The organism is Streptomyces sp. NPDC057010 (assembly GCF_042673805.1).
GTDB lineage: Bacteria > Actinomycetota > Actinomycetes > Streptomycetales > Streptomycetaceae > Streptomyces.
In genome coordinates, this window is the sequence record NZ_JBHUSC010000001.1 from 17,877 (window position 1) to 35,087 (window position 17,211).

The 17,211-nt window shown below is 72.1% G+C and carries 15 protein-coding genes; 7 read left to right on the forward strand and 8 right to left on the reverse strand.

What is annotated here, in order from left to right; genetic code table 11:
* Positions 1-6: 6 nt before the first annotated feature.
* On the reverse strand, positions 7-1,185 hold the full coding sequence (locus ACFTXQ_RS00115) for a PP2C family protein-serine/threonine phosphatase (protein ID WP_382634030.1): 1,179 nt from the start codon (positions 1,183-1,185) through the stop codon (positions 7-9).
* Between the two features lie 367 nt (positions 1,186-1,552).
* Here ACFTXQ_RS00115 and ACFTXQ_RS00120 point away from each other — a divergent pair, with 367 nt between their 5' ends.
* Positions 1,553-4,033 carry a SpoIIE family protein phosphatase gene (locus tag ACFTXQ_RS00120; protein WP_382634033.1) on the forward strand — a complete coding sequence of 827 codons (2,481 nt, stop codon included), beginning with the start codon at positions 1,553-1,555 and terminating at the stop codon, positions 4,031-4,033.
* A gap of 17 nt (positions 4,034-4,050) precedes the next feature.
* On the opposite strand, the gene ACFTXQ_RS00125 is transcribed toward ACFTXQ_RS00120, so the two are convergent.
* The gene (locus tag ACFTXQ_RS00125) at positions 4,051-5,466 is read right to left on the reverse strand and encodes an SDR family NAD(P)-dependent oxidoreductase (protein ID WP_382634036.1); all 1,416 of its coding nucleotides are present in this window, start codon (positions 5,464-5,466) and stop codon (positions 4,051-4,053) included.
* A 142-nt stretch (positions 5,467-5,608) separates the two neighbouring features.
* On the opposite strand from ACFTXQ_RS00125, the gene ACFTXQ_RS00130 reads away from it, so the two are divergent.
* The 5 genes from ACFTXQ_RS00130 to ACFTXQ_RS00150 all read left to right on the forward strand — a co-directional run bounded on the left by ACFTXQ_RS00130 (position 5,609) and on the right by ACFTXQ_RS00150 (position 9,365).
* Positions 5,609-6,010, forward strand: a complete 402-nt coding sequence (locus ACFTXQ_RS00130) for a hypothetical protein (protein WP_382634039.1) — start codon at positions 5,609-5,611, stop codon at positions 6,008-6,010.
* 108 nt (positions 6,011-6,118) lie between these two features.
* Complete coding sequence (locus ACFTXQ_RS00135) at positions 6,119-7,177, forward strand: sulfite exporter TauE/SafE family protein (protein WP_382634042.1); 1,059 nt, start codon at positions 6,119-6,121, stop codon at positions 7,175-7,177.
* Positions 7,174-7,389, forward strand: coding sequence for a heavy-metal-associated domain-containing protein (locus tag ACFTXQ_RS00140; RefSeq protein WP_382634044.1), 216 nt, complete (start codon positions 7,174-7,176; stop codon positions 7,387-7,389). Before ACFTXQ_RS00135 ends, ACFTXQ_RS00140 begins: the two co-directional genes overlap by 4 nt.
* A gap of 129 nt (positions 7,390-7,518) precedes the next feature.
* Positions 7,519-8,544: a substrate-binding domain-containing protein gene (locus ACFTXQ_RS00145; RefSeq protein ID WP_382634047.1), complete on the forward strand. Its 1,026-nt coding sequence runs from the start codon at positions 7,519-7,521 to the stop codon at positions 8,542-8,544.
* A gap of 5 nt (positions 8,545-8,549) precedes the next feature.
* Entirely contained in the window at positions 8,550-9,365 is an 816-nt protein-coding gene (locus ACFTXQ_RS00150; protein ID WP_382634050.1) for a sulfite exporter TauE/SafE family protein, read from the forward strand.
* 19 nt (positions 9,366-9,384) lie between these two features.
* On the opposite strand, the gene ACFTXQ_RS00155 is transcribed toward ACFTXQ_RS00150, so the two are convergent.
* Both ACFTXQ_RS00155 and ACFTXQ_RS00160 read right to left on the reverse strand, forming a co-directional pair.
* Positions 9,385-10,752, reverse strand: a complete 1,368-nt coding sequence (locus tag ACFTXQ_RS00155) for a pyridoxal phosphate-dependent decarboxylase family protein (protein ID WP_382634053.1) — start codon at positions 10,750-10,752, stop codon at positions 9,385-9,387.
* Between the two features lie 44 nt (positions 10,753-10,796).
* Positions 10,797-13,229, reverse strand: coding sequence for a SpoIIE family protein phosphatase (locus ACFTXQ_RS00160; RefSeq protein ID WP_382634056.1), 2,433 nt, complete (start codon positions 13,227-13,229; stop codon positions 10,797-10,799).
* A gap of 177 nt (positions 13,230-13,406) precedes the next feature.
* Between ACFTXQ_RS00160 and ACFTXQ_RS00165 the strand changes: the two genes are divergently transcribed.
* Complete coding sequence (locus ACFTXQ_RS00165) at positions 13,407-13,823, forward strand: nuclear transport factor 2 family protein (protein ID WP_382634058.1); 417 nt, start codon at positions 13,407-13,409, stop codon at positions 13,821-13,823.
* 75 nt (positions 13,824-13,898) lie between these two features.
* On the opposite strand, the gene thpD is transcribed toward ACFTXQ_RS00165, so the two are convergent.
* From thpD to ectA, 4 genes are all read right to left on the reverse strand, one after another.
* A complete protein-coding gene (gene thpD / locus ACFTXQ_RS00170) occupies positions 13,899-14,801 on the reverse strand; it encodes an ectoine hydroxylase (protein WP_382634061.1) in 903 nt (300 codons plus the stop codon).
* 45 nt (positions 14,802-14,846) lie between these two features.
* On the reverse strand, positions 14,847-15,251 hold the full coding sequence (locus ACFTXQ_RS00175) for an ectoine synthase (RefSeq protein WP_382634064.1): 405 nt from the start codon (positions 15,249-15,251) through the stop codon (positions 14,847-14,849).
* A gap of 35 nt (positions 15,252-15,286) precedes the next feature.
* Positions 15,287-16,555 (reverse strand): diaminobutyrate--2-oxoglutarate transaminase, encoded by a 1,269-nt coding sequence (gene ectB / locus ACFTXQ_RS00180; RefSeq protein ID WP_382634066.1) that lies wholly within the window; start codon positions 16,553-16,555, stop codon positions 15,287-15,289.
* A 70-nt stretch (positions 16,556-16,625) separates the two neighbouring features.
* The gene (ectA, locus tag ACFTXQ_RS00185) at positions 16,626-17,195 is read right to left on the reverse strand and encodes a diaminobutyrate acetyltransferase (RefSeq protein WP_382634068.1); all 570 of its coding nucleotides are present in this window, start codon (positions 17,193-17,195) and stop codon (positions 16,626-16,628) included.
* Positions 17,196-17,211: the final 16 nt, after the last annotated feature.

Genomic DNA, 17,211 nt, shown 5'->3' on the forward strand with positions numbered 1-17,211 from the left:
GCGGGATCAGGGGCTCGGGGTGTGGAGGGCGAGGATGGCCAGGTCGTCGTGACCGTCACTGGGGTGGTGATCGGCCAGAGCCTGAACGAACTCCTGCAGGGGCAGGCCGGCGTACACCGCGACGAGTTCGACGAGCCGGTCGAGGCTCTCGTCGATGGAGCGCTCGGGATGTTCGACCAGCCCGTCCGTGAAGAACACCACGGTGGCGTCAGGGGGCAGGAAGCGGGAATGGTCGGGGCGGGGCTGCTCGGGGTCGACCCCGAGCGGTACCCCGGGCTCGGCGAAGAGGTACTCCGCCGGGCGCCCGGGGGCGATCAGCAGGGGCGGGACGTGGCCCGCGGTGCTCCAGTGCAGTCGCCAGCCCGGTTCCTCGGGTTCGATGCGTGCCAGGGTCGTGGTGGTGACGGGATTGCTCGTGATGGCGTGGAGGGTGCGGTCGAGTTGGGCGAGGATGGCGCTGGGCGGATTGCTCTGGTCGAACAGCAGGGCCCTCAGCATGTTGCGGGTGGAGGCCATGGAGGCCGCGGCCTTCAGATCGTGACCGACCACGTCGCCGATGACGACCGCCACGATGTCGTCGGCCAGCGGGATGGCGTCGTACCAGTCCCCGCCGAGTTGACTGGGCTCGGCAGCCGGCCGGTAGATGGCGGCGGCCGAGAAAGGGCGCAGGTCCGGCAGGGTGGGCAGCAGGAGCCGCTGGAACTGCTCGGCTCCGAGGCGAACCCGTTCGAACAGGCGGACCTTCTCGATCGCGATTCCGGCGGCGCTGGCCAGGGCGACGACGACGTTCTCGTCGTGGACGTCGAAGGGAAGTCCGTCGCGCCGCTCGGAGAGGTAGAGGTCACCGTAGATCTCGCCGCGGACGGTGATGGCCACGCCGAGCAGGGTGTCACCCAGACCGCGGGGCAGACCGGTCCCGGCCAGCTCGGCGCGCTCCTGTTCGGACAGGCCGGCGGTGATGAACTGCTCCAAGTGCTCGCCGGACTCGCCGAGTACGCCCAGTGCCCCGTAGCGAGCACCGACCAGATCCATGGCGGTGGTCACGATGCGGCGCAGCACCTCGGGCAGCTCCACCTCCCGGCTGATGGACACCACCGCGTCCAGCAGGCCCTGCAGCCGGTCCATGGAGGCCAGCAGGGAGCGCAGTTGCTCGTCGATCCTGGCCAACTCGGTACGCAGGCGCACGTGCAGGTCGGGAAGGTGCGGCTGTCCCCGATGTCCCCCTTCCTCGTTTCCCGCCATCACGGGCGCCCGGTGCCAGGAGGGATCCGCTCGTACGACCCCTCGCCTGAGCGGTGCATTCCGGTCTCCTGACGCGACCCTGATCAATCGGGACCACAGCGTGGCACGGCGGTACGGCCAGGACGGTCATTACTCCGATGGCGGCATGCCAATCACGGCGGGCGAGCCTCTGCCGACCCACAGCGGCGCGGCGATACTGAAGGTGAGCCGACTGCTCACACCCTGATCTCCGATCACTCTGGGTAGTCGTCGTGGCAATGCCCGCTGTGCGGTCCGTTCGACAGGTCGAGCAGGGCGAAGGGTGGCAGCGATGGACGCACCGGCGCCGGGATCGGGTGAGGTGCCCGAGGACCCGTTCGCGCTGCACAACTCCGCCTCGGCGGTCCTGGACGGCCACGGCAGGATCGTCGGCTGGAGCGAGCGCGCACAGGAGCACCTCGGCTATCCGCCCGATGAGGTGCTGGGCCGTACGGCCCTGGAGTTGTTGTTCGACTCCCGCGACCACGAGACGGTCCGGGCCGCGGCGGCCGCGTGCGAGCGCGACCTGGGCTGGTCCGGCGTCCTGCCCGTCCTGCACCGCAGCGGCCGACGGGTGGAGCTGGGCTTCCGCGCCCGCGCCGTCATCCGCGCCGGCTCCGGCCGCGAGTGGTTCCTCGTCGGCGCCCCGGCGCAGGAGGTGCTCCAGTGGGAGACGGACCGGTCCGTCCTGGACGGTCTGTTCCGGCGCTCCCCGATCGGTCTGTCCGTCCACGCCCCCGATCTGAGCATCCTGCGGATCAACCGGGCGCTGGCCCGGTTCACACAGCTGTCCGCGGCCGAGATCCGGAGCCGGCGCATCGGCGATTTCCTCATCGGTCCGGACCTGAAGACCATCGAAACCCGGCTGCGGCGGGTGCTGGAGACGGGTGCCCCCCTGATCTTCACCGAGCAGCCCTGCCGCCTCAGGAGCGACCCCGACCACGAGCGGGTGGTGTCGGTGTCGGCGTTCCGGATGGAGGACCCCTCCGGCGGGATCCTCGGAGTCACCCAACTGGTCGAAGACGTCACCGACCGCCACCGGGCCCGGCGGCGGCTCGCCCTGCTCAACCGGGCGAGCGCCCGCATCGGGACCACGCTGGATCTCGGCCAGACCACCCGGGAGCTGGCCGACGTGGCCGTCCCCGACCTCGCCGACGCCGTCTCGGTGGATCTGCTGGAGTCGGTCGCCCGAGGCGACGAGACCGCCGAGGAGACGGGCGGAGCGGTCCGCAGGATGGCAGTCCACTCGGTCGTGGCAGAGGCGCTGCGGGTGATGTACTCCGCCGGAGAGGTCTTCCACTTCGACCCCCGTACCCCGCAGGCCAGGTGCCTCGCCGAGCAGCGGCCCATCGTCGAACCGGTGCTCCAGAGCAGCCCCGGCTGGTACTTCCAGGATCCGGAGCGCGCCGAGCGCGCCCTCGGCCTGCACGCCCATTCACTGATCGTCGTACCGCTGACGGCCCGCGGTCTGCTCCTCGGCCTGCTCAGCCTGTGGCGGGCCGACCGGCCCGAACCGTTCGAGGAGGACGACCTCACGCTCGCAGAGGAATTCGCCGCGCGGGCCGCCCTGTGCATCGACAACGCCCGCCGCTACACCCAGCAGCACGAGGCCGCGTTGACCCTGCAGCGCAGCCTGCTGCCGCAGGCGTTGCCCGAGTACAGCGCGATCGAGGTCGCACATCTTTACCTGCCGGCCGATCCCGCGACCGGTGTCGGCGGCGACTGGTTCGATGTCATCCCCCTCTCCGGAGCACGCGTCGCCCTCGTCGTCGGCGACGTCGTCGGCCACGGTCTGCACGCCGCGGCCACCATGGGCCGCCTGCGCACGGCCGTGCACACCCTGGCCGGCCTCGACTACGCTCCGGACGAGGTCCTCTCCCACCTGGACGACCTGGTCAACCGCCTGGCGGCCGAGCAGGAGCCTGCGGACGGGCGCCCGCGGGGCCGGCAGATCGTCGGCGCGACGTGCCTCTACGCGGTCTACGATCCCACCTCCCGGCGCTGCACCCTGGCCCGGGCGGGCCACCTGCCCCCGGCGGTGGTGACCTCCGACGGCACGGTGAGCCTGCCCGACCTTCCCGAAGGGCCGCCGCTGGGGCTGGGCGGACTCCCCTTCGAGTCCGCCGAACTGGAACTCGCCGAGGGAAGTCTGCTGGCGCTGTACACGGACGGCCTGGTCGAGGCCCGCGGTCTCGACCTCGACGAGGGACTCGCGCGGCTGCGGGACGCCCTGTCCCGGCCCGGCCGCTCACTGGAGGAGACCTGTACGGACGTGCAGAACGCCCTGCTGCCGGATCACCCACCCGACGACGTCGCACTGCTCCTCGCCCGCACCCGCGTGCTGGCGCCGGAGCAGGTCGCCTCCTGGGAACTGCTCGCGGAGCCGACCGCCGCCGCCCGGGCACGACACCTGACGGAGACCACCCTGAGCGGGTGGGGCCTGGGGGAGCTGGCCTTCACCGCCGAACTGGTCGTCAGTGAACTGGTCACCAACGCCTACCGGTACGGCGGCGGCACCCCGGTGACCCTGCGACTCATCCGCGACCGCAGCCTGATCTGCGAGGTCTCCGACGGCAGCAGCACCGCTCCGCACCTACGACGGGCGCGCACCACGGACGAGGGCGGCCGCGGCCTCTTCCTGGTGGCCCAGCTCACCGAACGGTGGGGCACCCGCTACACCCGGGACGGCAAGACCGTCTGGACGGAGTTCCCGCTTGCCGCAGCAGCGGAGGGGCACTCCACGGCCGCGGCGAACCTTGCGCTCGACGGGTGACGGCGGGGCTGGAGAGATCACCACGGGACCTCCTGATAGTCCTTCAGGAGGACGCCGTGTACGGGTGCGCCGGCCTGCCCTCGCACGATGGGGTGGTAGATGCGGGCGGCGCCGTCGACGACGTCCAGTGGCGGGCGCCAGCCGGTGGCGACGTGCCGCTCCCGGGCGGGGAGCGGCTTCTCGTCGGTGACCCAGCCGGTGTCGACGCTGCAGGTGTGGATGCCGCGGCGGGCCAGGTCGGCCGCGCTGGTGCGGGTGAGCATGTTCAGGGCCGCTTTGGCCATGTTGGTGTGCGGATGGTCGCTCGTCTTGTTGCGTACGGTGAACTGGCCTTCGACTGCCGAGACGTTGATGAGGTAGCGGTGGGGGTGCGGGGAGGCGTCGAGAAGAGGCAGCAGGCGGTCGGCGAGCAGGAACGGCGCGACGGCATTGACCAGTTGGACTTCCAGCAGCTCGGTCGGGTCGATCTGGCCCAGACGCAGAGTCCAGGAGTTCGTCGCGGTCGTCTCGGGCAGCAGCCCCGCCTCGTCCACGCCCTCCCGCGACACGGGGGTGGCCACTGACGCGCCGGGCGCCCGGAACCGCGGCGCGAGCTCCGCTGTCCACGGCAGAGGCGCGGTGCGCGGGCCGGGTACGGAAAATCCCGGAGCGGTCCAGATCTGTGGCGCGGTGAGGGCGGCAGGGGTTGGCACGGATTCGGCGGCGGACAGCGCGGTGTACGCCTGAGGAGAACGGCGCAGGGTCTGCGCCGCGTTGTTGATCAGAACGTCCAGGGGCAGCCCCCGGGAGAGCAGGTGGTCGGTGAAGGCGAGAACCTGCCGGGGATCGCGCAGGTCCAGGGCGGCGATCCGCAGCCGGTGCCACCAATCCGCGGCGCCGGGGGCCGCCGCGAACCGGCGCACCGCGTCCTGAGGGAAGCGGCTGGTCACCGTGAGCTCGGCTCCGTCCCGGAGGAGCATCAGCGCGACCTGGAAGCCGATCTTGACGCGGCCGCCGGTCAGCAGCGCGCGCCGGCCGGTGAGGTCGGTGCGCGTGGTGCGGTGTGCGAGGTTCTCACCGGCGCATTCGGGACACAGCAGGTGGTAGAACTCGTGGACGTGCCGGTAGTGGTTCTTGCAGACGTAGCAGCGCTGGGGGCGGTTCAGCAGTCGTGACGGCCCGTCACTGCCCTGCGTACGATCCGGCAGTCGGCGCTCCGCAGCGGGCAGAGCGGCGTCCATGACGCGGTCGGGGGCGCCCATCGCGGTGGCGGCGATCAGCTTCGCGTCGGCCGCGGCCCGCGCCGCGCGTGCCTCGGCGCGGCGTCGCAGGCGGCCGTCGCGGACGAGTTCGCCGGCGGCCTGTTCCAGCAGGCGGCGCTGCGCATCGTCCACGGGTAGCTGCCGTGCCTGGTGGATCAGGTCCAGGCAGGTCTGTATGCGCTCACTGTCCATGGGGTGCCTTAGGTGTGACGGATCGTTCGCGGCTCTCCCTCTCCACCTGGTGGCGTCCCGGGTGCTGCGTCCGGAGGTGATGATCAGAATAGGCAGGTGGGCCGGAACCCCGGGCGCATTTTCCGGTGGGTAGCATCGCCCCATGCTCGTCCGCCCCGCTCATCGGCCCCGGCCGGCCGTCGCCGCTCTCGTGGCCGGTCTGCTGCTGGCGTGCGGTTTCCTGATGTGGGGTGCGGGTGCGGGTGCGGGGCAGGCCGGAACGATGGACGCGGCCCCGCACCGGGCAACGTCCGCCATGGCCCCCTACGCTGCCGCGGCCGTGACGGCGGCCGACGGCCCGGACGACGACTGCCCCTCCATGGCAGGGGAATGCCCGCTGGCCTCGGCCCAGCTCCCGGCGTCGGCAGCGGTTGCGGCTCCGCTTCCCGCGGCCATGCCGCCGGTGCTCGTCGGCCCGGGGCCCTCCTCGTGGGCGTCGGCCGTCGCGTGCGCCCGGCCGCGGGCGCCTGATCCCGTCTCCCTCCTCTGCGTCAGCCGGACGTAGACACAGCCTGCGCTCCCGCCCGCCGGTTCTCGGCGGCGGGTGTCTCCGGCATGTCCACGTTCGACCTTCCACGTTCCTGCTCGTGACGCAGATGAGAGAGCCTTCTCCATGGTTTCGACCACCACCCTGTTCTTCACCGGTGCGACCACCGGTCTCTTCGCGGGCGGCGCTTCCTGCGCGGCCGTCCAAGGCGGCCTCCTGGCCGGCGCCGTCGGACGGCGGGCCACCGCATGGTCCGCCGAGGCCTGGGAGCGCAGCGGGATCTTCGCACCCGTCGGTGCGTTCCTCGGTGCCAAACTCGTCTCCCACACCCTGCTCGGCACCGCGCTCGGCCTGCTCGGTGCGGCGGTCCAGCCCGGCCCCCGTACCCGGGCCGTCCTGCTGATCGTGGCCGCCGTCCTGATGGTGGTCTTCGCGCTCGACATGTTCGGGGTGCGGGCCGTGCGGCGCCTCGTACCGCGTCCGCCCGCGGCCTGGGGGCGACGGGTACGCCGCTCCGCCAAGTCCACCGCGGTGTCCACCCCGGCCGTCCTCGGCTTCCTCACCGTCCTCATCCCCTGCGGCGTCACCCTCAGCGTCGAGCTCGTCGCCGTCACCTCCGGTTCCGCGCTTGCCGGGGCGGCGGTCATGGCCGGCTTCGTTCTCGGCACCGGCCCGCTGTTCGCCGTACTCGGCTTCTTCCTCCGCTCCGCCGCCCGGCTGTGGCAGGGACGTCTCACCGTCGTCACGGCGGTCGTCGTGCTGCTGGTCGCCGTATGGACGCTCGGCTCGGGCCTCCGGCTCGGCGGCTGGCTGCCCGCTACCGCACCGACCGCCGCCGCGGCCGTTGCCTCCGAAACCGTGGTGACCAACCCCGACGGCAGCCAGACCCTTACCGTTCAGGCCCGTACGAACTCCTACTCGCCGAGCGCGATCACCGCGAAGGCCGGAGTGCCCACCACTCTCGTCGTCGCCACGGACGGTACGAACGGCTGCGTCCGGTCCTTCGTGGTCCCGGACCTCGGCGTGCAGAAGGTCCTTCCCGTGACCGGCAGGACCGTCATCGACCTCGGGACCGTCAAGCCCGGCGCCCTCGAATACACCTGCGGCATGGGGATGTACGGAGGCCGGATCACCTTCCAGGCACCCGCCTCCGTGCACCCTGCGCACCAGGAGACCGCCCTGTGACCACCCGTATGGAATTCGCCGTGACCGGTATGCACTGCAACAGCTGCGGCCTGCTCGTCGACGACGAGGTCGAAGAGCTGCCGGGTGTCACCGCCAGCACCACCGACGTGCGCAAGGAGCGGACGGTGGTCGAGCTGAGCGCCCCGGTCGCCGCGGAGCGGATCACCGCTGCCATCGCCCAGGCCGGCTACACCGCCACCCTCCTGGCCTGAGCCGCGTTCGTGGTGCCTCGTGCCTTCCTCCCAAGCCGTAGCCGTGTGGCGTTGGTGGTTGTGTGGGTAGCGATGAACATCGTCCGCCGCCCTTGTGCTCGGATGGTGGCGGGCCGCTATCTTCCTGGCATGGCGGGTGAACGGGTGCGGGAGCGACGGCTGGGTTTGTGCTGGTCGCAGGAGGAGTTGGCGGCTGCCGCGGGGGTGTCGCGTCAGTCGGTCGCCGCAGTGGAAGGCGGGCGGCAGGTTCCTTCGGTGACGGCCGCGCTCGGGCTCGCCGGGGCCTTGGGCTGCTCGGTGGAGGAACTGTTCGCCCCGGCCGGGCGGGACGTGTTCTCCCCGGTCATGGCCGACGAGGGCCGGCCGGAGGCGGGTGCACCGCTGGCGGTGGCCCGCGTCGGTGAAAACCAGGTGTGGGCGCCGCTCGGTGAGGGCGACGGGCACGGTTTCACGCTGGCCGACGCCGTCTGGTCGCAGCGGGGGCCGCAGCTGCTGGACGGCGCCTCGGTCGACGGGTTCGTGGTGGCGGGCTGCGAGCCCGCCCTCGGGATGGCCGCAGCGGCGGCTCCCGGCCGCGGGCCCGGGCGTCTGGTGGTGGTGCACGCCTCCTCGGGCCGGTCGATGGCCGCGCTCGCCGCCGGCCGGGCGCACGGCGCGGTCGTGCACGGCCCGGCCGGGGAACTGCCGCCGGTGCCCGAGGGGGTGGCGCGGTGGGAGCTGGCGCGCTGGCCGGTGGGCCTGGCCCATGACGGGCCCGCGCCCCTCCTGTCCGCGATCGGCAGCGGGCGGGTGCCGGTCGCCCACAGGGACCCGCAGGCCGGCTCCCAACAGGCCCTGCTGCGGAGCCTGGCCGCCGCCGGCGCCCCCGACCGGGTCGCGGGGCCGGTGGTGTCGGGGCATCTGGCTGCGGCCCGGATGACGGCGGCCGGGCAGGTGGCCGCGGGGATCACCACGGCCGCCGCGGCGGCCCGGGTCGGTTTGGACTTCTCCCCGTGGGAGGAGCACGTCGTGCAGTTGTGGGTGGACCGGCGGTTCGTCGAACACCCCGGCATGTCGACGTTGTTGCAGGTGTGGTGCTCCGCGCGGGTGAGTGCCCAGTTGCGCCGGGTGGGCGGATACACGCTCACCGGCGCCGGACAAGAGGTGAACGCGTGATCGGCGTGGCATCAGACAGGGCACTGGCGGGGGCCGCGCGGGCGCGGTCGGCGCCGTTGGTATTCGGGGCCGGCGCCATGGTGGGCGTGCTCGGCGGCATGATCGGGTTGGGCGGCGCGGAGTTCCGCCTGCCGCTGCTGATCGGCATGTTCGGCTTCGCGGCCCTGTCGGCCGTCATCCTCAACAAGGCGATGAGCCTCGTCGTCGTGATCACCGCCCTGCCCGCACGGCTCGCCGCCGTCTCCTTCGGGGACCTCGGCGCCCACTGGACGATCGCGGTCAACCTGCTGGCCGGCAGCCTGCTTGGAGCGTGGGCGGGAGCTTCGTGGGCGGTACGGATGCGGTCCGCCACCCTCTACAAGGTCCTCGCGATCCTCATGGTGGGCATGGCCGCCGCCCTGGTGATCACCCACACCACCGCCGTCGGATCCGCGGATCTGCCGGGGCCGGTCCAGGTCGTGGCCGGCGTGGTGGCCGGGTTCGGGATCGGCGTGGTCGCGGCTATCATGGGCGTCGCCGGCGGCGAACTGCTGATCCCCACGATCGTGCTGCTGTTCGGTGCCGACATCAAGCTGGCGGGAAGCCTGTCCCTGCTGGTGTCCCTGCCCACCATGCTGGTCGCGTTCGCCCGCTACAGCCGTGACGGCAGCTTCGCCGTCCTCGGCGCCAACCTGCGCTTCGCCGCCCTCATGGCCGCCGGGTCGATCGCCGGGGCGCTCCTCGGCGGGCTCCTGCTGGGCGTGATCCCGGACCTCGTCCTCATCCCCGGCCTCGCGCTCGTCCTGCTGGTCTCGGCCGTCAAGATCGCCCGCCACGACTAACCCGGACGCCGGCAGCGCGTCAGGGAGCGGCGGACGCGCGGCGGATCGCGTCGAGGGCGCGCGTCACGTCGGCGTCGGTCGTCGACCAGTTGCTCACCGAGATGCGCATGACGCGCCGCCCGTGCCACGTGGAGCCGCTGATCCACGTCGTGCCGTCGTCGAGCAGGCGGGCGAGCACCCGTTCCGTGCGCTCGTCGTCGCCGAACCCGGCGCAGATCTGGGTGAACACCACGTCGTTGAGTACGGTCGCGCCCTCCGTCCCGGCGAGGCCGGCGGCGAACGCGGCGGCGTGCCGGCACAGCCGGTCGACGAGGTCGGCCACGCCCGAGCGGCCGAGTGACCTCAGGGCCGCCCATACGGTGAAGGCCCTGCCGCGGCGGGAGAGTTCGGGGACCTTGTCGATGGGGTCGCCCTGTTCGTCCTGGATGAGGTAGTCGCCGCGCAGACCCATCGCCGCCCGGACCGCGGACGGGTCGCGCACGATGGCGAGGCCGCAGTCGTAGGGGACGTTCAGGGTCTTGTGGGCGTCCGTCGCCCACGAGTCGGCGTCCGTACAGCCCGCCATCAGCTGCGCGTACCGCGGGGAGGCGGCCGCCCAGAGTCCGAAGGCGCCGTCGACGTGCACCCACGCGTCCGCCTCGCGAGCGGCGCCGATCGTCTCGACGAAGGGGTCGAAGGCCCCGGAGTGGATGTCTCCGGCCTGCAGGATCACGATCGTGGGGGCCGGCCCGGCCGCCGCCAGGGCGCGGCGCAGGGCAGCGGGCTCGATGCGTCCCTGCCCGTCCGCCGCCACCAGCTCGGGCCGGCCCAGCCCCAGGTAGCGCAGCGCCAGGTCGATGGCCATGTGGCGGTCCTCGCCGGCGATGACGCGTACGGGCGGCCCGCCCGTCAGTCCGTCGTGGGCGACGTTCCAGCCGACGCGCCGCAGCACCTCGTCCCGGCCGGCGGCGAGGCAGGTGAAGTTGGCCATCGTGGCACCCGTGGTGAAGCCGACGGCGCTGTCGCCCGGCAGGCCGAGCAGATCCAGCAGCCACGCGCCGGCAACCTCCTCCACCGCCGCGTACGCGGGCGAGGCGGCGCGCATCACGCAGTTCTGGTCCCAGGCGCTGACCAGCCAGTCCGCCGCGAGCGCGGCCGGTTCGGTGCCACCGACCACGAACCCGTAGAAGCGGCCGCTGGGGAACGCGGTGAGCCCCGGCTCACAGGCCGTGGCGAGCAGGTCGACGACGTCGGCGGGCGTGCCGGGAGCGTCGGGAAGGTCGCCGCCGAGCGCGCGCACGATCTCGTCGACCGAAGCGCGGGCGGGAACCCGGCGGTCGTCCAGGCTCGCCAGCCAGCGGACGGCATGGCCGTGTGCCTGTCGGAGCGCTGCCTCGCGCGCGTCCATACTCCGGACTATGCGACAGGCGGCACCACCCCGCAAGCCGCGCCTCAGGCGAGGGGCAGGTTCTGCTCGGACCAGACGGTCTTGCCCCCCGCGGTGTAGCGGCTGCCCCAGCGGTGCGAGAGCTGGGCGACGATGTACAGGCCGCGCCCCCCTTCCTCGGAACTCCTCGCCCGCCGCATCCTCGGCTGCGTGTTGCTGGAGTCCGAGACCTCGCACGTCAGGGTGTCCGCCCGGATCAGCCGGAGCCGGACCTGGCCGCCGGCGTGGCGGATGGCGTTGGTGACCAGCTCGCTGACGATGAGCTCGGTGCTGAAGGCGAGCTCGTCGAGGTCCCAGGCGGCCAGCTGGGCCAGGACGAGGTGACGCGCGTCGTGGACGACCGCCGGGTCGGCGTCGAGCCGCCACGTCGCGATGGAGCCGGCCTCCACCACCCGGGTGCGGGCCAGCAGGAGGGTGACGTCGTCCCGCAGCCTGCCCGGCGGCAACCCGTCGACCACGTCGTGCCGGGCCTGACGCAGCGGCCGGCCGAGCAGGTCCGCACGCTGCAGGCGGTCCGCGAGGTCCCGCATGCCCTCGTCGATGTCTCCCTCTCCGCGTTCGATCAGACCGTCGGTGTACAGGGCGAGGACGCTGCCCGGCGGCAGCTCGCGCTCGACCGGCTCGAAGGGCCAGCCACCGACCCCCAGGGGCGGGCCGGGGCTCAGCTCGACGTACTCCACGGTTCCGTCCGGGCTGACCACGGCGGGCGGCGGGTGCCCGGCGCTCGCCATGACGCAGCTGCGGGTGACCGGGTCGTAGACGGCGTACAGGCAGGTGGCCCCGGCCGGTCCGCTGGGCACCGGCGGGCCCCCGTCGCCGTCCTCCGGGTCTTCGCTCTCGGACTCGGCGACGACCTGCAGGACCATGTCGTCCACGTGCGCCAGCAGTTCCTCGGGTTCCAGTTCCAGGTCGGCCATCGCCCGTACCGCGCTGCGCAGGCGTCCCATCATGGCCGTGGCGTGCAGCCCGTGACCGGCGACGTCCCCGACCACCAGGGCGACACGGGCCGACGACAGGGGGATCACGTCGAACCAGTCCCCGCCCACGCCACTGTCCGTGTCGGCGGGCAGGTAGAGGCTGGCGGCCTCCAGCGCGGGCGTTTCCGCGGTGGCCGGCGGCAGGAGGCTGCGCTGCAGGCCCACGGCGGTGCGGCGTTCCTTGGTGTACCGCCGCGCGTTGTCCACGGCGACGGCCGCGCGGGCGGCGATCTCCTCCAGAAGCGCCAGGTCGTCCTCCTCCAGCGGGGGAGCGTCCCCCGTACGCCAGAGGGTGAGCCTTCCGAACCTGATGCCCCGGGCGCACAGCGGCGCCGTCATCGCCGAATGCGCACCCGGGACCGTCGTGGCCCACTCCGGGGCCGTGCCGTTCCCGGGCCCCGCGGACGGGGTTCCCAGGCCGGTGACCAGCTCTCCCCGGCACTCCCGCTCGGCCGCGGCGAGGGGAGGCGCGAACTGGGTCGTTCCCGTACGCAGCGCGTCCGTTTCCGTCCCGGCGACGGCCATCCGGATCAGGGGCAGCGTGAGATGCCCGTCAGCGGGTGGTTCGCCGCCGGTCAGAACCGTCTCCGCGAGATCCACCGCGGCGCAGTCGCCGAACGCGGGCGCCAGGACCCCGGCCAGCTCCTCGACGGTGCGCAGGACGGACAGCGAACCGCCCAGCGCCCCGGTCGCGCGGTACAGCAGGTCCAGGCGCCCACGTGCCCGCTCGTGGTCGGTGACGTCGGTGAAGACCGTCGCCACCCCCATCGGATGCCCGTCGGGTTCCTGCAGCCGGAACGCCTGGATGGTCACGACCCGCCCGCCCTTCGGGTCGTCCAGGGTGCGCACGGTCGCGTTGAAGCCGATCAGGGGGTTCCCACTGTGCATGACCTCCCGCAGCCGGTCGTCGATGATCCGGGCGTCCTCGGCCCACAGGAAGTCGGCCAGGCGCCGGCCGCTCAGGTCGACGGGCACCCCGGTGTACGGCAGCAGGTGCGTGTTCGTCCGCAGCAGGCGCAGGTCCGCGTCGAAGACGGCCAGGCCCACTCGGCCCTGCAGGAACAGTTCGTGCGTGAAGGCGTGGTCCTGCCGCCATCGGGCGACCAGCTCCAGGGGCGCGCCGAGTACGAGGCAGCGGGCCGCGGCCCCCCGCGCGCCGCCGTACAGCGGGATGACGCGGAAGCCGATCTCCAGCTCGCTCCCCGAGCCGCGCCGCAGCGTGGCCCGGCCCTCCCACCCCTCCTGCCCGCCCTGCCCGCCTTGAGCCAGAACCGCATCCCAGCTGTCCGCGTCCGCCAGGAGTTCGCGTGCCGGGCGGCCGCACACGTCTGCGGACCGGCGCTCCAGGAGGGCTTCGGCCGCCGGTGTCCAGGCGAGGACCGTCCCGGCGCCGTCCAGCAGCGCCGCGGCCGTGTTCGTGACAGCGAAGGGATAGTCCTGGTTGCTCTCAGTGGCGCGCATGCGTGCCCATCTCGTCCGCCGGTCCCGCTGTCCATGCTGGTCGATGTCCGGAACGAGAGCCAGGGGCGTTAGCCCATCCGGTACCGCTTCGGACGCCGGCCGTTCACGGAAAACCACGTTCCCGCGAGCACCGCTGTGATGATGTGGTCTTCCGCGTCCGTGTCCAGGGAGGCCGCCGTGTCCAGAACGCCGCAGCAGATCTTCGAGAGCTACGTCCACGCCGGTCCCATGACGAGGAACGCCGATGCCCTCGCCGACAACTTCACCGAGGACGGCGTCCTCGAAGTGCCGCTGCTGCCCGCCGGCGCCACGTTCCCCAGGCGGCTGGCCGGCCGTGAGGAGATCCGCGGCGCGATGGCGGCCTACTACGAGCGACAGGCCGAGGACGGCCGCGGCTCGCCGAACTTCGAGAAGTCCGGATACGTCCTGCACACCACCTCCAGCCCCGACGTGTTCATCGCCGAGATCGACACCGTCTTCGACGGGGACGGTGACGGGGAGGAGGTGACCGTCTCGCTCGTACAGATCTTCCGCATCCGCGACGGGAAGATCGCCCGGCTGCGCGACTACTTCGCGCCGGAGCTGATGAGCTGACGCCGGCACCGCTGCCACGGACGTCCGCCCCGGCCGGAGAGGTCCCCGGCCGGGGCGGACGGACGCACGGACGGATCAGCCGACGGGGGTGAAGTCCTGCGAGGCGATGTATCCGGGGCGGCGGACCGGGGCGGCGAAGGGCTTCGCCGGGCGGTTCTCGACGCTGTTGAAGACGAGGAACACGTTGCTGCGGGGGTACGGGGTGATGTTGTCGCCCGAGCCGTGCATCGCGTTGCAGTCGAACCAGGTGGCCGAACCCGCCTTGCCGGTGAAGAGCTTGATGCCGCAGGCCGAGGCGAACTTGGTCAGCGCCTCGTCCGACGGGGTGCCGGCATCCTGCATCTGGAGGGACTTCTTGTAGTTGTCCTTCGGTGTCGCACCCGCACAGCCCAGGAAACTCCGGTGGGAGCCGGGCATGATCATCAGGCCGCCGTTGGTGGTGTGGTTCGGCGTGAGGGCGATGGACACCGACACGGTGCGCATGTGGGGCAGGCCGTCCTCGGCGTGCCAGGTCTCGAAGTCGGAGTGCCAGTAGAAGCCGCTGGCGCCGAAGCCGGGCTTGACGTTGATCCGGGACTGGTGCACGTACACCTCGGAGCCGAGGATCTGTCGCGCGCGCCCCACGACGCGCGGATCGGCCGCGAGGGCCGCGAACACCTCGCTGATCCGGTGGACCTCGAAGACGGAGCGCACTTCCCGGGACTTCGGCTCCACGATGGACCGCTCGTCGGCCAGCGTCGAGGGGTCGCGCAGCAGCCGGTCCATCTCCGTCCGGTAGACGTCCACCTCCTCGGGCGTGATCAGTTCGTCGACGGACAGGAAGCCGTCGCGCTCGTAGGTCTCCAGCTCGTGGGCCCACATCGGGCCCGGCGTGCCGGGCTCGGACCAGACGACGGGGTCCGCGCGGCCGGTGAGCACCTCCTGGGGGCCCCGGGTCGGATAGAGGTCGTTCACAGTGCGGGTGGATGCGTGGGTCATGGTGGTGCCTGCCTCTCCTCTCTGTGCGTTCTCGGTGCGTTTGTGTCAGGCGGGGTCGGGTTCGGTGAGCAGCGGGTACACGCCGTTCTCGTCGTGGTCCTCCCGGCCGGTCACGGGCGGGTTGAAGACGCACAGGCAGCGGAACTCGTGCTTCACGCGCAGGGTGTGCCGCTCGTGGCCGTCGAGGAGGTACATGGTTCCCGGCGTGATCGTGTAGGTCCGGCCCGTCTCCTCGTCCGTGAGCTCGGCCTCGCCTTCGGTGCAGACCACGGCCTCCACGTGGTTCGCGTACCACATGGACGTCTCGGTGCCGGCGTACAGGACGGTCTCGTGCAGGGAGAAGCCGACGCGTTCCCCGGCCAGGACGATGCGCTTGCTCTCCCAGGTGCCCGATGCGGCCCTGACGTGACGGTCGGTTCCCTCGATGTCCCGGAACGAGCGGACGATCATGGTGGTGCCCTTCGTGGTGTGCGGCGAGGTGCCGTTCAGACGGTTTCGCGGACGGAGCGGGCGAGGATGTCGAGGCCCTCGTCGAGTTCCCCGCCGGTGACGGTGAGCGCCGGGAGCAGCTTCACGACCTCGTCCGCGGGGCCCGAGGTCTCGACGAGGAGGCCGTGTTCGAAGGCCCTGCGGCACACCTCCGCGGCACGCTCCTTGTGGGCGAACTCCACGCCCCAGACGAGCCCGCGGCCCCGGTACGTCGCGCCCAGCCGGCTGTGCTCGTCGCACAGCTCGCGCAGCGCGCTCTCGACGCGCCCGCCCTGGACGAGGGTCCGCTCGCGCAGGACGCCGTCGCCCCAGTACGTCTCCAGCGCCGCGGTCGCGGTGACGAACGCCGGGTTGTTGCCGCGGAAGGTGCCGTTGTGCTCGCCGGGCTCCCACAGGTCCAGCTCGGGCTTGAACAGGCACAGGGACATGGGGAGTCCGTAGCCGCTGATGGACTTGGACAGCGTGACGATGTCGGGGGTGATGCCCGCCTCCTCGAAGGAGAAGAACTCACCGGTCCGGCCGCAGCCCATCTGGACGTCGTCGACGATCAGCAGCATGTCGCGGCGCCGGCACAGGTCGGCGAGGGCACGCAGCCATTCGGCGCGCGCCACGTTGATCCCGCCCTCGCCCTGGATCGTCTCGACGATGACGGCCGCCGGATGGTTGAGGCCGGAGCCCTGGTCCTCCAGCAGCCGCTCGAACCAGAGGAAGTCGGGGGTCCTGCCGCCGAGGTAGTTGTCGAACGGCATCGGGGTGCCGTGGACCAGCGGGATACCGGCGCCGGCCCGTTTGAAGGCGTTGCCCGTGACGGCGAGCGAGCCGAGCGACATGCCGTGGAAGGCGTTGGTGAAGGACACGACCGCCTCGCGGCCCTTGGCCTTCCGCGCCAGCTTCAGCGCCGCTTCGACGGCGTTGGTGCCGGTGGGCCCCGGGAACATCACCTTGTAGGGCAGGGCGCGGGGTTCGAGGACGTGAGACCGGAAGGACTCGAGGAAGGCCCTCTTGGCGGTCGTCGACATGTCGAGGCCGTGGGTGATGCCGTCCCGCTCCAGGTAGTCGAGCAGGGCACGCTTGAGGACGGGGTTGTTGTGGCCGTAGTTCAGGGACCCGGCGCCCGCGAAGAAGTCCAGGTAGGAGCGGCCGTGTTCGTCGTACAGCCGGCTCCCCGTGGCGCGTTCGAAGACGACGGGCCAGGCGCGGCAGTAGCTGCGCACCTCGGACTCCACGGTCTCGAAGACGGACAGGACCGGCTCGGTCATGGTCAAGGCAACTCTCCTGTGGGCGTGGGGGTGTTCGGTACTGGTACGAGTGCGTGCGGGGGGTGGCGCGGACGGCTCAGAAGTGGAGCGGCCCGATGCGGTGCAGGACCTCGGGGGCGTGTCCGCCGTCCGGGAACTCCTCCGGGTTGAACAGCACTTCGCGCGTGAGCGTGGCGCCGTGCCGTGCCGCGTACGAGGCGAACAGCCGCTCCGACGCGCGGTTTCCGGGGGAGATGGTGGTTTCCATGGAGCGCAGGCCGTGTTCCGCCGCCACGCGGGCGGAGAGGCTGTCGAGCAGGGCCCCGGCGATGCCCTGGCCCCGGACGGATGCGTCGACGGCGACCTGCCAGACGAGCAGGGTTCCGGGGCTTTCGGGCCGCAGGTATCCGCTGACGAACCCGACGGCCCGCCCGGCCGCGTCGCGGGCCACCGCGGACGTGCCGGCGAAGTCACGGCACCAGAGGAGGTAGCTGTAGGACGAGTTGAGGTCAAGGGTCCCGGAGTCGCGGGCGAGGCGCCACAGCAGGGGGCCGTCACCCGGGCGGGGGCGGTCGATGTGCGTCGTCGGGCCGGTCGAAGGGGTCGGGATGTACGGGGTGGGCGAGAGGGTCTTCCTGTAATGGGCCAGTTCTGCATGAGCAGTCATGCGGGCCGAAGTTACC